The organism is Roseicella sp. DB1501 (genome assembly GCF_013112485.1).
In the GTDB taxonomy this organism is placed as follows: Bacteria; Pseudomonadota; Alphaproteobacteria; order Acetobacterales; family Acetobacteraceae; genus Paracraurococcus.
In genome coordinates this window covers 344835-362172 of record NZ_JABFHG010000002.1, presented here as the reverse complement: position 1 = coordinate 362172, position 17338 = coordinate 344835, and the positions used below count along the sequence as shown (strand labels likewise).

Below are 17338 nucleotides of genomic sequence, written 5' to 3'. Positions count from 1 at the left end.
GCGCCTGAGCGGGGTGCTGCGGCGCTACATCTCGACCCGCGTGCCGAGCTCGACCACGCGCGAGACCGGAATGCCGAAATAATCCGTGGCGCCGACGGCGTTCCGCGTCAGGAAGGCGAAGAGCCTTTCCTGCCAGGCCGGCAGGTCGGGGCGCATGGAGGGCACCGGCACCTCGCGGCCGAGGAACCAGGAGGCAGTGGCGGGATCGAAGCCGAGCGCTTCCCGGCACTGTTCCAGCGCCGGCAGCACGCTGGGCCGCTCGGCGAAGCCGAAGCGCAGCAGCACGCGGCAGAAGCCATGGCCCAGCGGCTCGATCTGAAGGCGCTCCGCATCAGGAATGCGGGGAACACGCTCCCCTTTCACGGTCAGCAGCACGATGCGCTCGTGCAGCACGCCGTTATGCTTGAGGTTGAGGGCTAGGGCGCCGGGGACCAGGCCCTGCCGCGTGGTGAGATAGATGGCGGTGCCGGGCACCCGGGCCACCGCGCCGGCACTGGCCAGCCCCTCGAGGAAGCGCGGCAGCTCCGCCGTATCCTCATCCCGGTGCTCGAGCAGGATGGCCCGGCCGCGGATCCAGGTCAGCAGCAGCGTGAGCGCGATCGCCGCGGTGACGAGCGGAAACCAGCCGCCATCCGGGATCTTGTGCAGGTTCGCCGCGACGAAGCCGAGATCGAGCGCGAAGAACAGCCCAGCCACCGGCAGCACCCAGGCCAGCCTGAAGCCCCAGCGGGCATGCGCGACGAGCGCGACCAGGATCGTTGTCACCAGCATGTCGCCCGCGACGGCGATGCCATAGGCATTGGCCAGCGCCTCCGAGCTGCGGAAGCCGAGCACCAGGCCGAAGACGGCGAGGGCGAGCAGCCAGTTGATCTGCGGGACATAAACCTGGCCCGCGGACTCCTCCGAGGTCTGCCGGACCTCGAGCCGCGGCAGGACGCCGAGCTGGATGGCCTGCTGCACGAGGGCGAAGGCGCCGGAGATCACCGCCTGGCTGGCGATGACGGTTGCCGCCGTCGCCAGGCCGACCGCCGGGAAGAGCAGGAAGGCGGGGAAGAGATGGAAGAAGGGGTCGGCGAGGCTGTCCGGATCCGTCAAGGCGAGGGCGCCCTGGCCGAGATAGTTCAGCACCAGCGCCGGCATCACGATGGAGAACCAGTCGAGGCGGATCGCCGGCCGGCCGAAATGGCCCATATCGGCATAGAGCGCCTCGCCGCCCGTGACGGCGAGGAAGACGCTGCCGAGCGCGGCGAAGCCGCCGCCCGTGCCGACCACCCGCAGGGCGTGCCGCGGGTCGATCGCCGCCAGGATGCCGGGATGGTCCAGCACATGCCAGAGCCCGGTGCCGGCCAGGGTCAGGAACCAGGCGGCCATGATCGGGCCGAACAGGCGGCCGACCCCGCCGCTGCCCCGCGACTGGATGAGGAAGAGCGCCGCCAGCACCGCGAGGGCGGAGGGCACGACATAGGGCTGCAGCGCCGGCGCGGCGACGGCGGCGCCCTCGACCGCCGAGAGGACGGAGATGGCCGGCGTGATCATCGCATCGCCGAAGAAGAGCGCGGCGCCGGCGAGGCCGATGGGGAGCAGGATGGGCCTGAACCGGCCGGCGGCGGGTAGGGCGAGGGAGAGCAGCGCCATGGTCCCGCCCTCGCCATCATTGTCGGCGCGCATGACGAAGACGACGTATTTCACCGCGACGACGAGCGTGACCGACCAGAGGATCAGCGAGACGGTGCCGAGGATCGCCTCATCCGCCGGGATGCCCTGGCCGGTGGCGGTCCGCAGGCTCTCGCGGAAGGCGTAGATCGGGCTGGTGCCGATATCGCCGAAGACGACGCCGAGCGCGCCGAGCAGCATCGCGCGCATCGCGGGATGGGCGGCTTGCGTGGGGGAGGGGTGGCCGGTCGTGCTGCGCGCCATGCGCCTGGGCTCCGCGGTGCGGCAGCGGCAACGCGGCGAGGGGCGGCAAAGTTACTGGGGCCGGCGCTATTCGGGCAGCAGTTCGGCCTTGAGGGGCAGCGGCGCGCCGAGCCAGAGCGCGTGCCGGACATGATCGGCGCGCTGCCGCCCCGTCTCCGGATGCACCAGCACCGACAGGTCCCGCCGGTTCAGGGCGAGCCAGGGCACCAGCGTGGCAAAGAGCGCGGGCGGGAAGGCGACCTGGTACATCGCCGCGCTATGCGGCCCGACAGGGACATCGTGCCAGCGCCCCAGGATCGCCTCGGGGAAGTCCCGGGCGATCGCCTCGCGGACCGCTTCCGCGGCCGGCCGGCTCGCGGCAGGGTCGTAGTAGATATGGGCGTGCCAACCAGTGATAGGCTGCTGCATGGTGCGCGCCTCCCTGCCCGCGGCCGCCTGGCCTCAGGCGGCGATCGCGGTCCTCCCCGCATCATTGGCGAAGCCGCCGATCACCTCGTCGGTATGGACCTCGAAGCGAGTGAGGATCGCCGTGCCGAAGCTCGTGGTCAGGGCGCAATCGGTGGCGTCGCGGCCGCGCGCCATGACGATGCGGCCGATGCGGCGCTTGTTGTGCCGCGCATCGAAGGTGTACCAGCGGCCCCCCTGGGGACCCTGCAGATAGACCTCGAACCAGGCGGAGAAATCCATCGGCGCCGGATCCTTCGGCACGCCGATATCGCCGAGATAGCCGGTGGCGTAGCGCGCTGGGATATTCATGCAGCGGCAGAGCGCGATCGCCAGATGCGCGAAGTCCCGGCAGACGCCGACCTGTTGCCAATAGCCCTCCGAGGCCGAGCGCGTGGCATCCGCGAGCTGGTAGTCGAAGCGCAGGCGCTGATGCACGAAATCGACGATGGCCTGGACCCGCGACCAGCCTTCCAGCGTGCCGCCGAACAGGTTCCAGGCGATCTGCGAGAGCTTGTCGGTGTCGCAATAGCGGGAGCCGAGCAGGAAGGGCAGCACCTCGTTCGGCAGGTGCTCCGGCGCGACCTGTTGAGCGCCGGGCTCGAAATCGTCGGGCAGGCCGCTATCCTCGATAAGGAAATCGGCGGAGAGCGTCAGCGGGCCGCCGGGCGCGACCAGACGCGTGACGGTGTTGCCGAAGGCATCGACATGCTGCGTCATCGGCACGGAGGGCGTGACCGCGATGGCATCCGAGCTGCGCAGATCCCCCCTCCGCTCCGGCCGGACGCTCAGCAGCAGGTTCATCGGCGTCGGGCCGTAGGTGAGGAAGGACAAGGTGTAGCCGGTACGAATGTGCATCGCGAATGATCCGGAACGGTTGGTGCCAAAAGGGCCCGCACAACGCCGGTTCACGATCGTGGTTTCCGGCCATGGGGCCTGAGCCGGCGGCTATCCCGCGGGAAGGACGCTTTGCTCGGCTGTGCCATCCTGCAACGTCGCATACCGGGCGTTTGCGTCCCGCAACGACTTGCTTCGGTTCAGCACTGGCTCCGTGGACGGCCCGGCAGGGCGTGGAGGATGCGCGTGTCTAGCGAGACGCCGCAGAAAAGCAAGCAATCAGGACAGTATCGTCCAGCTTTATCCACATGCGGCATAGTCATTCCGGAAAAAACAACCAAAAGCTTCAAGCCAAGCTGTGATTTCCTGCATCGGATCGAGACGTCCGACACATTCCCGCGAAGGTCGATCCAGGAACGCAACCCGGTTTACACTTCCGCCCGGCGAAGGGGTTCCAGAGGGGCTACCCCTCGTGGAGGGCTCGGTTGGTGTCACGCAAACTCGCGGCAGAATTCTTCGGGACGCTCTGGCTTGTGCTCGGTGGTTGCGGTAGCGCCGTCCTCGCCGCCACCTTTCCCCAGGTCGGCATCGGCCTCGTCGGCGTCTCGCTCGCCTTCGGCCTGACCGTCCTGACGATGGCCTTCGCCATCGGCCACATCTCCGGCTGTCATCTGAACCCCGCCGTCACCTGCGGCCTCGTCGCCTCTGGCCGCTTCAAGGCGAGCGAAGCGGTGCCCTACATCGTCGCCCAGCTCGTCGGCGCCTCGATCGGCGCCTTCCTGCTCTACACCATCGCATCCGGCCAGCCCGGCTGGGACATCGCGGTGAAGGGCTTGGCGACCAACGGCTTCGGCGAGGCCTCGCCGGGCAAGTACGCCTTTGGCGCCGGCTTCGTCACCGAGGTGGTGATGACCTTCTTCTTCCTGATGGTCATCCTCGGCAGCACCTCGGAGCGGGCGCCCAAGGGCTTCGCGCCGATCGCGATCGGCCTCTGCCTGACGCTGATCCACCTCATCAGCATCCCGGTGACCAATACCAGCGTGAACCCTGCGCGCAGCACCGGCCCGGCCCTGGTGGTCGGCGGCGTCGCGCTGCAGCAGCTCTGGATGTTCTGGGTCGCGCCGATCATCGGGGCCGTGGTCGCGGGCGTCGTGCATCGCTGGCTGAGCACCGAGGGCCCGGTGGACGTCCTCGACCGCGCCGCGGCCGAGGCGAGCGCGCGCAGCGCGACGCCCGAGGCGCTGGCGCCGGCAACCGCGCGGGAACCGCGCTGATGACCCGCGCCTTCCTCCCGGCGCTCGTCATCCTGGCGGCCGCCGTCGCGGCGCCGGCCTGGGCGCAGAGCGGCCAGGCGCCACTCACGGCGCAGCAGGAGCGGATGAAGAGCTGCAACGCCGAAGCCGGCACGAAGAGCCTTGCCGGCGACGAGCGCCAGGGCTTCATGCGCGACTGCCTGGCCGGGCGCACGGCCGCCGCCCCGGCGCAGGCGCCGCTCACCGCGCAGCAGCAGCGGATGAAGAGCTGCAATGCCGAAGCGGCGACCCGCAAGCTGAGCGGCGACACGCGGCAGCGCTTCATGAGCAGCTGCCTCAGCGGCAACACCGCGACCGGGAAGAACTAGGCTCCCAGACAGGCCGGGGCGGGCGGTCGCCGGGCGACCACCGCCCTTCCCATCAGGCCGGGAAGAAGCGGTTTTCCGGCCGCGGCAGGCCGAGATGCTCGCGCAGCGTCCGGCCTTCATAGGCGCGGCGGAACAGCCCGCGCCGCTGCAATTCCGGCACCACGTGATCGACGAACTCCTCCAGCCCCGCCGGCAGGAAGGGGAACATCACGTTGAAGCCGTCGCAGGCCTCGCTTTCCAGCCAGTGCTGCATCTGGTCGGCGATCATCGCTGGCGTGCCCAGCATGGCGAGCCCGCCATAGCCGCCGAGGCGCTGCGCGAGCTGGCGCACCGTCAGCCCCTCGCGTCGCGCCAGGGCGATGGCCCGCTCGCGCCCGCTCTTGCTCTGGTTGGTCTCGGGGATCTCCGGCAGCGGCGCATCCGGATCGAAGCGGGAGGCATCCACGCCGAGGGCGACGGAGAGCGAGGCCAGGGCGCTCTCGGCATGCACGAGGCCGTCGAGCCGCGCCCGCTTCGCCTGCGCCTCCTCGAGGCTGTTGCCGATGACGACGAAGCAGCCGGGCAGGATCTTCAGGTGGTCGCGGTTGCGGCCGAGCCGGTCCATGCGGGTCTTCACATCCGCATAGAAGGCGCGCGCCTCCTCGATGGTGCCGGAGGCGCCGAAGACCGCCTCGGCGGTCTCCGCCGCGATCTGCCGTCCCGCCTCCGAGGCGCCGGCCTGCACGATGACCGGCCAGCCCTGCACGGGGCGGGCGATGTTGAGCGGGCCGCGCACCGAGAGCTCCGGCCCCTTGTGGTCGAGGACGTGCATGCGCGCCGGGTCGAAGAAGATGCCGCTCTCGACATCGCGGATGAAGGCGTCGTCGGCGAAGCTGTCCCAGAGGCCGGTGACGACGTCGTAGAATTCCCGCGCCCGCTTGTAGCGTTCGCCATGCGCCATATGCGCGTCATGACCGAAATTCAGCGCGGCATCGGGATTGGCCGTGGTGACCAGGTTCCAGCCGGCCCGGCCGCCGCTGATATGGTCGAGCGAGGCGAATTTCCGGGCGACGTGATAGGGATCGTTGTAGGTCGTGCTGGCGGTGGCGATCAGGCCGATCCGCTCCGTCACCATCGCCAGCGCCGAGAGCAGGGTCAGCGGCTCGAAGGAGGTGATGGTGTGGCTGCGCCGCAGCGCCTCGGGCGGCATGTTCAGCACCGCCATGTGGTCGGCCATGAAGAAGGCGTCGAAGCGGCCCTCCTCCAGCTTGCGGATCAGCCGGACATACGCGTTCAGGTTGAAGTTGGCATCCGGCCAGGCACCTGGGTAGCGCCAGGCGCCGGTATGGATCGAGATCGGGCGCATGAAGGCGCCGAGATGCAGCTGCTTCGCGGGCATACGGGCTCTCCGCCGGTTGCGGCGAGCCTAGCGCAGCGATGCGCCGCGGGAGCAACTCCCGCAGCGAATACCGCCCATGCCCGGGCCGGATGCAGCGGGGCGGGGTCCGCCTCAGGCGGCGGGCTGCGAGCCGGCCATGGATGGCCGCTGCGCGAAGCGTTCGAACCAGGCGGCGAGCTGCGGCCGGCCGCTCCGCCAGCCGATCTCCCCGAAGCGGAAATCAAGCCAGCCCAGCGTGCAGCCGATGGTGATGGTGCCGATATCGACCCGCTCGCCGAAGCCGGCGGCGCGCGTCTCGAGCTCCGCCAGGCCGCAGAGGATCTTGTCCATCTGGCCAGCGCGCCACTCCTCGGATTGCTTCTCCGCCGGCCGCACCACACCCTCGTATCGCAGCAGGATGCCGGCATCGAGGATGCCGTCGCCGAGGCTCTGCTCGGTCAGCGCCCGCCAGCGCGCCGGGCCCGGCGCCGGGAAGAGGCGGGCTCCGGCCTGCGCATCGAGATACTCGCAGATGACGCGGCTGTCGAAGAGCGCCGTGCCGTCATCGAGGATCAGGGTTGGCACCTTGCCGAGCGGGTTGAGAGGGATGATGGTCTTGTCGCGGTTGACCGGATGCGGGGCGCTCGGCAGCCGTTCGAGCGCGATGCCGAGCTCGGCGGCGCAGACCGTCACCTTGCGGACGAAGGGCGAGGCGGCGGAATGGAACAGCTTCATCATCGGCTCCTCAGCGGCGCAGATCTCGGGGGCGGGCGAGTTCGGCATTGACCATGAAGGCGGCATCGCGGCGGCCATCGAGCACATCGAGGATGTTCTGCGCCGCCTGCCGCGCCATGCGCGCCAGGCCCTCCTCGGTGCTGGCGGCGTTGTGCGGGCTGACCACGACATTGGGCAATGCGTAGAGCGGGTTGCCGGCGTCGGAGGGCTCGACTTCCAGCACGTCCAGCCCGGCGCCGTGCAGGCGGCCGCCTTGCAAGGCCGCGACCAGGGCGGGTTGCGAGACGATCGGGCCGCGCGCGGTGTTCACCAGGATGGCGCCCGGCTTCAGCGCGGCGAAGGCCGCCTCGTCCATCAGGTGTCGCGTCTCCGGCGTCAGCGGGCAGTGCAGCGACACCACATCCGCCTGCGCCAGGCCCTGATGCAGGTCGCGGACCGGGGCGAAGCCGTCGGCGGCGATGCGGGCGGGATGGAAGCCGGGATCCATCACCAGCACCCGCATATGGAAGGCGCGGCAGTAATTCGCCACGCGGCTGCCGATGCGGCCATAGCCGACGACCAGCACGCTGCGCCCGGCCAGATCGACCATGCGGGGATCCGGCCCGTCCCACCAGCCGCCGCCGCGGACATGGCGATCATGGTCAAGGGCGCGCCGGGCCACGGCGAGCATCAGCATCATCGCATGCTCGGCGACCGAGAGGTCGTTGGCGCCGTTCGTCACCATCACCGGGATGTCGCGCTCGGTGCAGGCGGCGATATCGACCGTGTCGAAGCCGACGCCGTAGCGCGAGACCACCTTCAGCCGCGGCGCCGCCGCCAGCGCCGTGCGATCGACGCGCTCCAGCCAGCAGAGCGCGGCATCGGCCGAGGAGAGGTGCTGGTGGAACTGCTCCACCGGCGGATCGTGCAGCGCGACGAGATCGAGATCGGAGCGCGCCTGCAGCACGGCCATGCCGGCCGGATGCAGGGTGCGGCACAACAGGATGCGATGCGGCATGACGGGTGGCTTCCCCCTGTGGCGTTGCGGCTGCGCGCGGGCCTAGCCGGCGGCGATCTCGCCGCGCTCGATGACGAAGGTCCGCTCGACCAGCGGGCGCAGCAGCTCCGGATTGCTCTCGGTGATCAGGATGGCGACGTCGGGCAGCGCCTGGTGCAGCCGCTTCAGCGCCTCGGCGTAGCGCAGGGCGAGGGCTGGGGCGAGGCCCTGGAAGGGCTCGTCCAGCAACACCGCCCGCGTGCCGACCATCAGCGCCCGGCCGAGCGCCACCATCTTGCCCTGGCCGCCCGAGAGACCGGCGGCGCGCCGGCCGGCCAGGTCCTTGAGCTCGGGCAGCAGGGCGAAGACGGCCTCCAGCCGGCGCGCCACCTCGGCCGGCGCGAGGCCGAGCACCTGCGCCGGCAGCAGCATGTTCTCGCGGACCGAGAAGCTGCCGAAGAGCCGCCGCTCCTCCGGCGCATAGCCGATGCCGAGCCGGGCGCGGTGGTGCGGCGGCACGCCGGTGGTGTCCTGCCCATCCGTCACCACCCGCCCGGCGCGGACCGGCAGCAGGCCCATCAAGGTGCGGAGCGTGGTGGTCTTGCCGGCGCCGTTGCGGCCGATCAGCGCCACCCGGCCGCCCGGCGGCACGACGAGATGCACCGCGCGCAGCACCGGCACGCCGACGATATCGACGGAGACGTCGTGCAGCTCAAGCATGGTGCGCGGGCTCGATGCCGATGACGTCGCGCTGCACCGCCGGGTCGTTCAACACCTGCTGCGGCGGGCCGAGGGCAGCGATGCGGCCCTGGTTCCAGACGGCGACGCGGTCGGCGAAGCGCTCGACCACCTCCATGTCGTGCTCGACGAAGACCGCCGTCACCTTCGCCTCCCGCAGCACCCGCACCAGGGTCTCGACCACGCCCATCTTCTCGGCCGCGGCGACGCCGCTGGTCGGCTCGTCCATCAGGATCAGGCGCGGCTGCAGGGCGACGGCCATGGCGATGTCGGCGAGCTTCCGCGCGCCCTCGTTCAGCGCATCCGCCCGCGCCTCGGCGAGGGGGGCGAGGCCGAAGCGCTCCAGCACCGCCATCGCCTCCTCCCGCCAGGCCGGGCGCAGCAGCGGGACGAGCGGCGACCAGAGGCCGGAGCGCGCGGCGATGGCGAGGGCCGCGTTCTCGAGCACCGTATGCTCGGTGAAGAGCTGCGGCAGCTGGAAGCTGCGGCCGATGCCGCGCCTGACGATGGCGCGCGGCGAGAGGCCGAGGATGGGCTCGCCGTCATAGGCGATGCTGCCGCCCTGCGGCTTCAGATAGCCCGTGGTCATGTTGATGAAGGTGGTCTTGCCGGCGCCGTTCGGACCGATGATGGCGAGGAACTCGCCGGGCATCACGTCGAGGTCGATGCCGTCCGCCGCCTTCACGCCGCCGAAGGCGAGGCGGAGGCCGCGGGCCGAGAGCAGGGGCTGGCCGCTCATCGGCGCCTCCCCAGCCGCCCGGCGAGTATGCCCCAGAGGCCGCCCGGGGCGAAGAGGATGACCAGCAGCAGCACGGCGCCGAGGATCATCTGCCAGGCATCGGCCACGGCCGCCGCGGCATAGACCCGCACCAGCTCGAAGGCGGTGGCGCCGAGGAAGGGGCCGAGGGCGCTGCCGGCGCCGCCGAGGATGGCGATGAAGACCAGCTCGCCCGAGGAGGTCCAGTAGGCGAGCTGCGGCGTGACATGCCGCGAGGTCATCGCCACCAGCGTGCCGGCGATGCCGCCCATGGCGGCCGACATGACATAGGCCGAGAGCAGCACCCGCCGGGCCGAGACGCCCATGAATTCCAGCCGCGTCTCGCGGGTCTTGATGCCGGCCAGCGCCTGGCCCATGGGCGAGCCGAGATAGGCCCGCACCAGCAGTCCGAACAGCAGGGCGAGGCCGAGGGCGAGGCCGAACGTCACCCATTCCTGGGTCGGCAGGTCGGGCGTCATGCCGGCGAAGCGGAGCCCGGAGACGCGGATGCCGTCGGTGCCCTTGGTCAGGTCGTAGAGCTTCTCCAGCAGGCTGTAGAGCACCATGGAGAGGGCGAGGTTCAGCATGCCGAAGAAGATGTCGCGGTAGCGCACGACGAAGAGGCCGATGACGAGGCCGAACAGCCCGGCGATGGCGGCGCCGAGCGGCAGCAGCAGCAGCGCCTCGGGGAGGGCGGGCGCCAGGAAGGCGACGGTATAGGCGCCGATGGCGAGGAACATGCTGTGGCCGAAGCTCACCTGCCCGGCGCGCAGCAGCAGCAGGATGCCGAGCACCGCGATGCCCTTGGCGAGCGCGACGGTGAGCACGAATTTCAGCCAGGGCACGGCCCAGGCGGCGAGGATGACGGCGGCGATGCCGAGCAGGGCGAGCAGCGCCTCGCCGATCGGCGCCACGCGGCGCGCCGGCGCGGTGACGGTGGTGCTCATACCCGCCGGGTCTCCGGCACGCCGAACAGCCCCTGCGGCCGCACCAGCAGCACGGCGACCATGATCAGATAGGGCACCACCACCTCGAATTCCGGCGCCAGGTAGACGGCGATGGAGCGGCCGAGGCCGATCATCAGGGCCGAGATCGCCGCGCCCTCGATCTGCCCCAGCCCCGCCGTCGCCACCACGGCGAAGGAGAGCACGATGGTCTGTGCGCCGATGCCCGGCACCAGCGAGGTGGTGGGCGAGGCGAGCGCCCCGCCGAGCGCGGCCAGCGCCGCGCCGCAGGTGAAGGTCAGCAGCGTCACCTTGGCCGCGTCGATGCCCATGGCCATCGCCGCCTCCTTGTCGGTGGTCACGGCGACGATGACCCGCCCGGTGAGCGTCCGGCGCAGGAACCAGGCGAGGCCGACCAGCGTCGCCACCGCCACGCCGGGCAGGAGGAAGAGCTGATAGGCGGTGAAGGGGATCGTGTCCTCGCCGAAGGGCACCTCCACCGTGCCCAGCAGCTTCATCGGCGCGTCCTGCAGGATCGGCTGCACGCCCCAGACCAGCTTCTGCACGTCCTCGAGGATCATGAAGAGGGCGAAGGTGACGAGAAGCTGCAGCACCTGCTCCTGGTCGTAGATCCGCCGCAGCAGCAGCCGCTCAATCAGCGGGCCGAGGATGCCGCCGACCAGCGCCGCCGCCACCACCAGTGCCGCGAAGCCGAGGGCCGGCGGCAGGCCGAGGGAGGCGAGGAACAGGCCGAGCGAGGCGGCGGCATAGGCGCCGATGGCAAACAGGCTGCCATGCGCGACGTTGACGATGCGCAGCACGCCGAAGACGAGGTTGAGCCCGACCGCCACCATGAAGATCAACGCCGCATTGGCGAGGCCGTCCAGCAGGGCCAGCCCGATCAGCAGCCCGTTCTCCGAGAACCACGCGCCCATGCAGCAGACCTAGAGGAGATAGAGAAACGAGGAGGCGGCGCCGGCGTCCCGGCTCAGCCCGCGATCGGCGCCGGCATCCGGTCCAGGACATCCGTCTTCAGCGATTTCAGCCAGGGCACGCTCTTCTGGCCGACCGGGGTGGAGACCATCGCGGCGGGGAAGATCACCATGTCCTTCGGCACGGCGAAGGCGAAGCGGTCGGTGAAGCTGGAGAGGCCGACGATCTGGTCCTCCAGCCCCTGGCCGTCCTCGCGCAGCGTGATCTCCGAGGTCGGGCTGTCGAAGGTCAGGCCGCGGAAGGCGTTCGCCAGCTCCTGGTCGTTCGGCCAGCCGCCGGACTTGGCCGCGACGGCGCGGGCGATGCCGGCCTGCATGGCGGCGATGGCCTGCGCCATATGGTGACAGGGATAGATCGGGTACTCGTTGTACTTCGCCCGGTAGGTGTCGACGAAGCGTTTGAAGCGCGCCGGGTCCTTGGGCTTCGGATGGTTGTTCCAGTGGTCGCCGCGGGCGCCGATGACATGGCCCTGCGGCATCGCCTTGCCGAGCTGCTGCAGCGAGGCCTCGGCCACCGGCAGGACGAAGAGCGAGCGGTCGAAGAGCTTCCGTTCGCTGGCCTGGCGGATCAGCGTCACCAGCTCCCCTCCCCAGGAGGTGGAGAGGATGACATCCGGGCGCAATGCCAGCAGGCGGGTGATCTCGGTGCTGAAATCGGTGCTGTTGAAGCGCGGGAAGAGCTCTGCCAGCACCCGCACGCCGGGCTTCAGCGCGTCCATCCCGGCCTTCCACAGCTCCCAGGAATCGCGGCCCCAGGCATAGTCCTGGTTGATGACCGCGATGCTGCGGAAATCCGGCTTGTGCTTCAGCAGGTAGAGCAGCGGCGCCAGCACCTCGGGCGTGCCGTAGCCCTGGGTGCGGAAGGCGAAGGGGTGCGGGCCTTCCTCGAAGATGCGCTGCGTGCCGCAATCCCAGAGCAGCGTGGTCTTCTTCATCTCGTCCGAGAGCGGCGTGCAGGCGAGGCAGGAGCCGGAGGAGATGGAGGCGAAGACGATATGCACGCCCTCGTTCTGCACCAGCCGCCGGTACTCGCCGACGAGGTGGTCGGTCCCCGGCCCCTCATCGACATAGAAGGCGCGCACCGGGATGCCGGCGATGCCGCCCGCCTTGTTGATCTCCTCGAAGAGCAGGTCGGCCGCCTGCCGCGCCGGCACGCCGAAGACCGAGGCCGGGCCGGAGAGGAAGGTGGTGATGCCGACACGCAGCTCGGCGGGCTTCTGCTGCGCCCCGGCCTGGCCGCCGGCGAAGAGCAGGCTGCCAGAGGTGGCGGCGGCGCCGAGCATGGCAGCGCGACGGCTGACGGCGAGGGTCATCGAGGCGGGTCCTCCCTGGAGGGCCGGTTGCGGTCCGGTTCGTGACTGTACCATGCCTGTCGGCGCGCGCCCTGCAAAGGGGGCGCCGCGCGGGCGCGGCCGAGGCGGCCGCATCCGCCCTGGCCCGTTGCCTTCGCCGATTCACGCCTCCGGGGCGTTCACACCCGTCCGCGATCTGCTCTAGGCTGCGGCGCGTGAACATCCTCTCCATCCAGTCCTGGGTGGCCTATGGCCATGTCGGCAATGCCAGCGCGGTCTTCCCGCTGCAGCGGCTCGGCGCCGAGGTCTGGGCCATCCACACCGTGCAATTCTCCAACCACACCGGCTATGGCGCCTGGCGCGGCCAGGTGCTGCCGGCGACGCTGATCGGCGATTGCGTCGAGGGCATCGCCGAGCGCGGCGTGCTGCCCGGCTGCGACGCGGTGCTGACCGGCTATGTCGGCGATGCGGCGACCGGGGAGGCGATCCTCGGCGCCGTGGCGCGGGTGAAGGCCGCCAATCCCGCCGCGCTCTGGTGCTGCGACCCGGTGATCGGCGACGTCGGGCGCGGCGTCTTCGTCCGGCCGGGCATTCCCGAATTCTTCCGCGACCGCGCCCTGGCTCTGGCCGATATCGTGACGCCCAACCAGTTTGAGCTGGAATGGCTGACCGGCGGGCCGGTCGCCACGCTTGCCGCGGCGAAGGCCGCCGTCGCGGCGCTGCAGGCGCGGGGACCCCGCTGCGTCCTCGTCACCTCGCTCGGCACCGCCGAGACGCCGCCGGATTCGCTCGACCTGCTGGCGGCCGAGGGGGGCGAGGCCTGGCGCCTGCGCACGCCGCTGCTGCCGATCTCGGTCAACGGCGCCGGCGATGCGATCGCCGCGCTTTTCCTCTTCCACCGCCTGCGCTCGGGCAGCGCGCGCGTCGCACTGGAACGGGCGGCGGCCTCGATCCACGGCCTGCTGCGGCGCACGGCCGCGGCGGGCTCGCGCGAGCTGCTCACCGTCGCGGCGCAGGAGGAGTTCGTCGCGCCGGGGCAGCTGTTTCCAGCCGAGCCCTGCTGACGCGGCCGGCTCAGCCCGGCCGGAAGCCCGCGATCACGCGGCTGAGCTCGGGCTCCATCGCGGCCCATTGCGTCGCCGGGGCCGAGGCGACCAGCAGCCAGCTGCGGTCCCGGGCATAGAGGCAGATCGCCCGCACCCGGACCGGCACGCCGCTCGGCGCGCCGATGGCCGGGGCTTCGATCACCGTGCCGGGCAGGCCGGCCAGATTCAGCTGGCCCTCCCCCGGCAGGGTGGCGAAGTGGAAGGGACGCAGCCCGGAGAGCAGGCGGGCGAGATGCCCGCGCCGGGCCGCCGCCGGCACCGGGCGCTGGGCGCGGATGAGGATCATCGCCGTCTCCGCCGCATCGGCCGGCGCCTCGATGTCGCGCAGCACCGTCCAGCCGAGGGCGCGGGTGACGACGCGCATCCGCGCCTCCTCAGGCACCGAGAAGCGGGCCTGGGCGAGGGCGGCGGGCGCCCCGAGCAGCAGCAGCAACAGGGCCGGCAACAGGCGTCGCATGCGGCGGAGGTGTGGCCGAGCGGGCGTCGCTGCAAGCCCGGCCCGGCTTGTGGCCGGCGGCCGGGTGCCAGCATCATCGCCGCGCCCCACCGGGAATGACCCTATGCCGAACTCCGTCGCCGCCGCTCTCGCCCTGTTCCTGGCCGCCCTGCCTGCCCTCATGCCGGCTGCGATTCCCGCCGCCTGGGCGGCGGAGCCGCAGGCCCCCGGCCCGACCCTCGCGGCGGTCCGGCAACGCGGCGTTCTGGTCTGCGGCACCTCGACCGGCGCCGCCGGCTTCTCGCTGCCGGACAGCCGCGGCGAGTATCGCGGCCTCGACACCGATCTCTGCCGCGGGTTGGCCGCCGCGGTGCTCGGCGACCCGGCGAAGATCCGGTGGATGCCGCTGACCAGCAGCGCCCGCCTACCCGCCCTGCAATCCGGCCAGGTGGACGTGCTGATCCGCACCACCACCTGGACCCAGGGCCGCGACGCCGCCACGGGGCTGAACTTCACGGCGGTGAACTTCTATGACGGGCAGGGCTTCATGCTGCGGAAATCGCTCGGCGTCGGCAAGGCGACCGACCTGCAGGGCGCCTCGATCTGCGTCGTCGCGGGCAGCACCAACGAGCTGAACCTCACCGACTGGGCGCGGCTGAACCATGTGGACTTCCGCCCAGTGGTCTTCGAGCAGAATGACGAGGCGCGCCGCAGCTACCTCGCCGGCCGCTGCGACGCCTATTCGACCGATGCCAGCCAGCTCGCCGGGCTGCGGGCCAGCTTTCCCAATCCGGAGGAGCACGTGATCCTGCCGGAGATCATCAGCAAGGAGCCGCATGCGCCGGTGGTGCGGCATGGCGACGACCAGTGGTTCGACATCGTCCGCTGGACCTTCTTCGCCCTGCTGACGGCGGAGGAGCTCGGCGTCACCCAGGCGAATGTCGAGGCCGAGCGCAACAGCGCCAATCCGGAGGTGCGGCGGCTGCTCGGCCTCACCGGCGACCATGGCGCGCTGATGGGGCTGGAGCCGGGCTGGGCGGCGAACGCCATCAAGGCGGTCGGCAATTACGGCGAGATCTTCGAACGCAACCTCGGCATGGCGAGTCCGGTCAAGCTGCAGCGCGGTCTGAACGCGCTCTGGACCAAGGGCGGCCTGATGTACGCGCCGCCGATCCGGTAGGGCACCGTCGCCCGATCAGGTGATTGCACCCGATCGGGACGTGCTGAAAGCGCCCGTTAGAACCGCCGCTTCCCGTTGCCCTGCCGCGGCTCCGCCGCGGCAGGTTGTGGCGCATCCAGGGCCGGAAGCGACTCACCGGGGCCCCCGCGGCGTCGCGCAGCGACGTCGTGGGGAAATCAGAGCCGCGGCATCATCTCCCGCCAGGGCGCGGCGCGCTCATAGGCCGCGGCGGCGCGCAGGATCAGCGCCTCGCCGAAGGCGGGGCCGACGAGCTGCAGGCCGAGCGGCAGCCCGGCCGCCTTGCTGACGCCGCACATCACCGAGATCGCCGGATGGCCGGTGACGTTGAAGGGCGTGCGGGCCTGCCGCGGATAGGTGCGCTCCACCTCCGCCGCATCCTCGATCAGGCAGGCCGGATCCATCGAGCTGGCGCAGAGCAGCAGGTCCACCTCGGCGAAGGCCGCCTGCACCGCCTCGGTGAGCTGCCGCCGCCGCCGCTGCGCCTGCACGTAGTCGGCGCCCGAGATGAACATCCCCGGCAGCAGCCGTCGCCGGGTGAGCGCGGCATAGTCGCCCGGCCGCTCGCGCAGCCAGGCCTCGTGCACCGAGGCCGCCTCCGGCAGCATGATGGCGCGGTTGACCGCGGCGAACTCGCCGAGCGGCGGCAGGGTGACGTCCCGCACCGCCGCTCCCTCGGCGGCGAGCAGCGCCGCCGCGGCCTCGAGCGCCGCCGCCACCTCGGGCGAGGCCGGCACGTCCGCGGCGTGGAAATGCCGCACGAAGCCGATCCGCAGCCCGGCGACGCCGTCATTGAGGCCGAGCGTGTAGTCCTCGGCCGGGCGTGCAGCGCTGCCGGGATCCCCGGGATCGTGCCCGGCGATGGCGTTCAGCAGCAGCGCGTTGTCCCGCACCGTCCGCGTCATCGGCCCGACATGGTCGAGGGTGAAGGAGAGGGGGAAGACACCGCGGCGGGAGACCAGGCCATAGGTCGGCTTCAGCCCGACCAGGCCGCAATGCGTCGCCGGATGCCGCACCGAGCCGCCGGTATCGGTGCCGAGCGCCGCCGGCAGCATCCGCGCCGCCACCGCCGCGCCCGAGCCGGAGGAGGAGCCGCCCGGGTGATGCGCCGTGTTCCAGGGGTTGCGCGCGGGCGGGAAGGGAAGGTCGAAGGCCGGGCCGCCGATGGCGAACTCATGCGTGGCGAGCTTGGCCGGGAAGACCGCCCCGGCCGCGCGCAGCCGCGCCACCACCGCGGCATCCGTCCCCGCCACCCGGTCGAGCTGCAATTTCGAATGGCAGGTGGTGGGCTGGCCGGCGAGATCGATGATGTCCTTGAGGCCGACCGGGATGCCGTGCAGCGGCGTGCGCGGGCCGTGCGTCGCGATCTCGGCCTCGGCGGCGCGCGCCGCCGCCATGGCGTCCTCGGCCAGCAGCCGGATCACCGCATGCAACTGCGGCTCGAGCGCGGCGATGCGCGCCAGGCAGTCCTGCAGCAGCTCGACCGGGGAGAGGCGCCGGGCGGCGATCAGCGCCGCCGCCTCGGCCAGCGGCAGGAGATGCGGCGCCGTCACCGCCGGTGCTCCACCGGCTCCGGCGCGCGCTGCGCCGGCAGCGGCTCGATGGCGGGATCGGCCGGACGGGCGAAGCTGGAATGCAGCCGGGCGGCGGCGGCGATCGCCTCCTCGACATCGGCGCGGTGCTCGGCCCAGGCGCGCTGCAGCCCCGCGGCCTCGGCCAGGATGGCGTGACGTGACGTGGAATCGGACATCGGCCGGAAGGTCCCCCTTGTGAAGCACGTCGCCGCCGGGACGGACCGACGCGAAGGGCGATCCGCCGACGCGGTTCGGAGACGCATGCTGGCCGAATTCCGGCGGCGGTGAAACCCGGTCGGCCTTCTGCGATTGGTGTGGACGGCGGGCATCAACCGTTGGAAGCTCGTGGCGCTTGGGGAACTTCGCCGTGAGCGACCATTCCGGCCGCGCGGCAATGGCCCAATGATCCAGCGG

18 protein-coding genes are annotated in these 17338 nt (G+C 71.3%); 4 read left to right on the top strand and 14 right to left on the bottom strand.

Annotated elements, in window-relative coordinates; genetic code table 11:
- Positions 1–24: 24 nt before the first annotated feature.
- From HJG45_RS05040 to HJG45_RS05030, 3 genes are all read right to left on the bottom strand, one after another.
- Positions 25–1917 carry a potassium transporter Kup gene (locus HJG45_RS05040; protein WP_254452283.1) on the bottom strand — a complete coding sequence of 631 codons (1893 nt, stop codon included), beginning with the start codon at positions 1915–1917 and terminating at the stop codon, positions 25–27.
- Positions 1918–1983: 66 nt separating this feature from the next.
- Entirely contained in the window at positions 1984–2325 is a 342-nt protein-coding gene (locus tag HJG45_RS05035) for a DOPA 4,5-dioxygenase family protein (RefSeq protein ID WP_171610988.1), read from the bottom strand.
- 33 nt (positions 2326–2358) lie between these two features.
- Positions 2359–3219 carry a transglutaminase family protein gene (locus HJG45_RS05030; RefSeq protein ID WP_171610987.1) on the bottom strand — a complete coding sequence of 287 codons (861 nt, stop codon included), beginning with the start codon at positions 3217–3219 and terminating at the stop codon, positions 2359–2361.
- Positions 3220–3686: 467 nt separating this feature from the next.
- On the opposite strand from HJG45_RS05030, the gene aqpZ reads away from it, so the two are divergent.
- Together aqpZ and HJG45_RS05020 are read left to right on the top strand one after the other, a co-directional pair.
- Positions 3687–4472, top strand: a complete 786-nt coding sequence (aqpZ, locus tag HJG45_RS05025; protein ID WP_171610986.1) for an aquaporin Z — start codon at positions 3687–3689, stop codon at positions 4470–4472.
- Positions 4472–4819, top strand: coding sequence for a PsiF family protein (locus tag HJG45_RS05020; protein ID WP_171610985.1), 348 nt, complete (start codon positions 4472–4474; stop codon positions 4817–4819). The genes aqpZ and HJG45_RS05020 overlap by 1 nt, the downstream gene beginning before the upstream one ends.
- Positions 4820–4871: 52 nt before the next feature.
- On the opposite strand, the gene HJG45_RS05015 is transcribed toward HJG45_RS05020, so the two are convergent.
- The 8 genes from HJG45_RS05015 to HJG45_RS04980 all read right to left on the bottom strand — a co-directional run bounded on the left by HJG45_RS05015 (position 4872) and on the right by HJG45_RS04980 (position 12631).
- Positions 4872–6197 carry an LLM class flavin-dependent oxidoreductase gene (locus HJG45_RS05015; RefSeq protein WP_171610984.1) on the bottom strand — a complete coding sequence of 442 codons (1326 nt, stop codon included), beginning with the start codon at positions 6195–6197 and terminating at the stop codon, positions 4872–4874.
- 111 nt (positions 6198–6308) lie between these two features.
- Positions 6309–6914: a glutathione S-transferase family protein gene (locus HJG45_RS05010; RefSeq protein WP_254452282.1), complete on the bottom strand. Its 606-nt coding sequence runs from the start codon at positions 6912–6914 to the stop codon at positions 6309–6311.
- 7 nt (positions 6915–6921) lie between these two features.
- Entirely contained in the window at positions 6922–7908 is a 987-nt protein-coding gene (locus HJG45_RS05005) for a hydroxyacid dehydrogenase (protein WP_171610983.1), read from the bottom strand.
- A gap of 42 nt (positions 7909–7950) precedes the next feature.
- Positions 7951–8607, bottom strand: coding sequence for an ABC transporter ATP-binding protein (locus tag HJG45_RS05000; protein WP_171610982.1), 657 nt, complete (start codon positions 8605–8607; stop codon positions 7951–7953).
- Complete coding sequence (locus HJG45_RS04995; RefSeq protein WP_171610981.1) at positions 8600–9364, bottom strand: ABC transporter ATP-binding protein; 765 nt, start codon at positions 9362–9364, stop codon at positions 8600–8602. The genes HJG45_RS05000 and HJG45_RS04995 overlap by 8 nt, the downstream gene beginning before the upstream one ends.
- Complete coding sequence (locus tag HJG45_RS04990) at positions 9361–10329, bottom strand: branched-chain amino acid ABC transporter permease (RefSeq protein ID WP_171610980.1); 969 nt, start codon at positions 10327–10329, stop codon at positions 9361–9363. Before HJG45_RS04990 ends, HJG45_RS04995 begins: the two co-directional genes overlap by 4 nt.
- Entirely contained in the window at positions 10326–11261 is a 936-nt protein-coding gene (locus HJG45_RS04985) for a branched-chain amino acid ABC transporter permease (RefSeq protein ID WP_171610979.1), read from the bottom strand. The genes HJG45_RS04990 and HJG45_RS04985 overlap by 4 nt, the downstream gene beginning before the upstream one ends.
- 53 nt (positions 11262–11314) lie before the next feature.
- Positions 11315–12631, bottom strand: a complete 1317-nt coding sequence (locus HJG45_RS04980) for an ABC transporter substrate-binding protein (protein ID WP_254452281.1) — start codon at positions 12629–12631, stop codon at positions 11315–11317.
- Between the two features lie 194 nt (positions 12632–12825).
- Here HJG45_RS04980 and pdxY point away from each other — a divergent pair, with 194 nt between their 5' ends.
- Positions 12826–13674: a pyridoxal kinase PdxY gene (gene pdxY / locus HJG45_RS04975; protein ID WP_171610978.1), complete on the top strand. Its 849-nt coding sequence runs from the start codon at positions 12826–12828 to the stop codon at positions 13672–13674.
- Between the two features lie 10 nt (positions 13675–13684).
- Here pdxY and HJG45_RS04970 read toward each other — a convergent pair whose 3' ends face one another.
- The gene (locus HJG45_RS04970) at positions 13685–14173 is read right to left on the bottom strand and encodes a hypothetical protein (RefSeq protein ID WP_171610977.1); all 489 of its coding nucleotides are present in this window, start codon (positions 14171–14173) and stop codon (positions 13685–13687) included.
- 103 nt (positions 14174–14276) lie between these two features.
- On the opposite strand from HJG45_RS04970, the gene HJG45_RS04965 reads away from it, so the two are divergent.
- A complete protein-coding gene (locus HJG45_RS04965; protein WP_171610976.1) occupies positions 14277–15332 on the top strand; it encodes an amino acid ABC transporter substrate-binding protein in 1056 nt (351 codons plus the stop codon).
- A 176-nt stretch (positions 15333–15508) separates the two neighbouring features.
- On the opposite strand, the gene HJG45_RS04960 is transcribed toward HJG45_RS04965, so the two are convergent.
- Positions 15509–16903 carry an amidase gene (locus HJG45_RS04960; protein WP_217362824.1) on the bottom strand — a complete coding sequence of 465 codons (1395 nt, stop codon included), beginning with the start codon at positions 16901–16903 and terminating at the stop codon, positions 15509–15511.
- Entirely contained in the window at positions 16900–17100 is a 201-nt protein-coding gene (locus HJG45_RS28340) for a hypothetical protein (protein ID WP_217362823.1), read from the bottom strand. The genes HJG45_RS04960 and HJG45_RS28340 overlap by 4 nt, the downstream gene beginning before the upstream one ends.
- Positions 17101–17338: the final 238 nt, after the last annotated feature.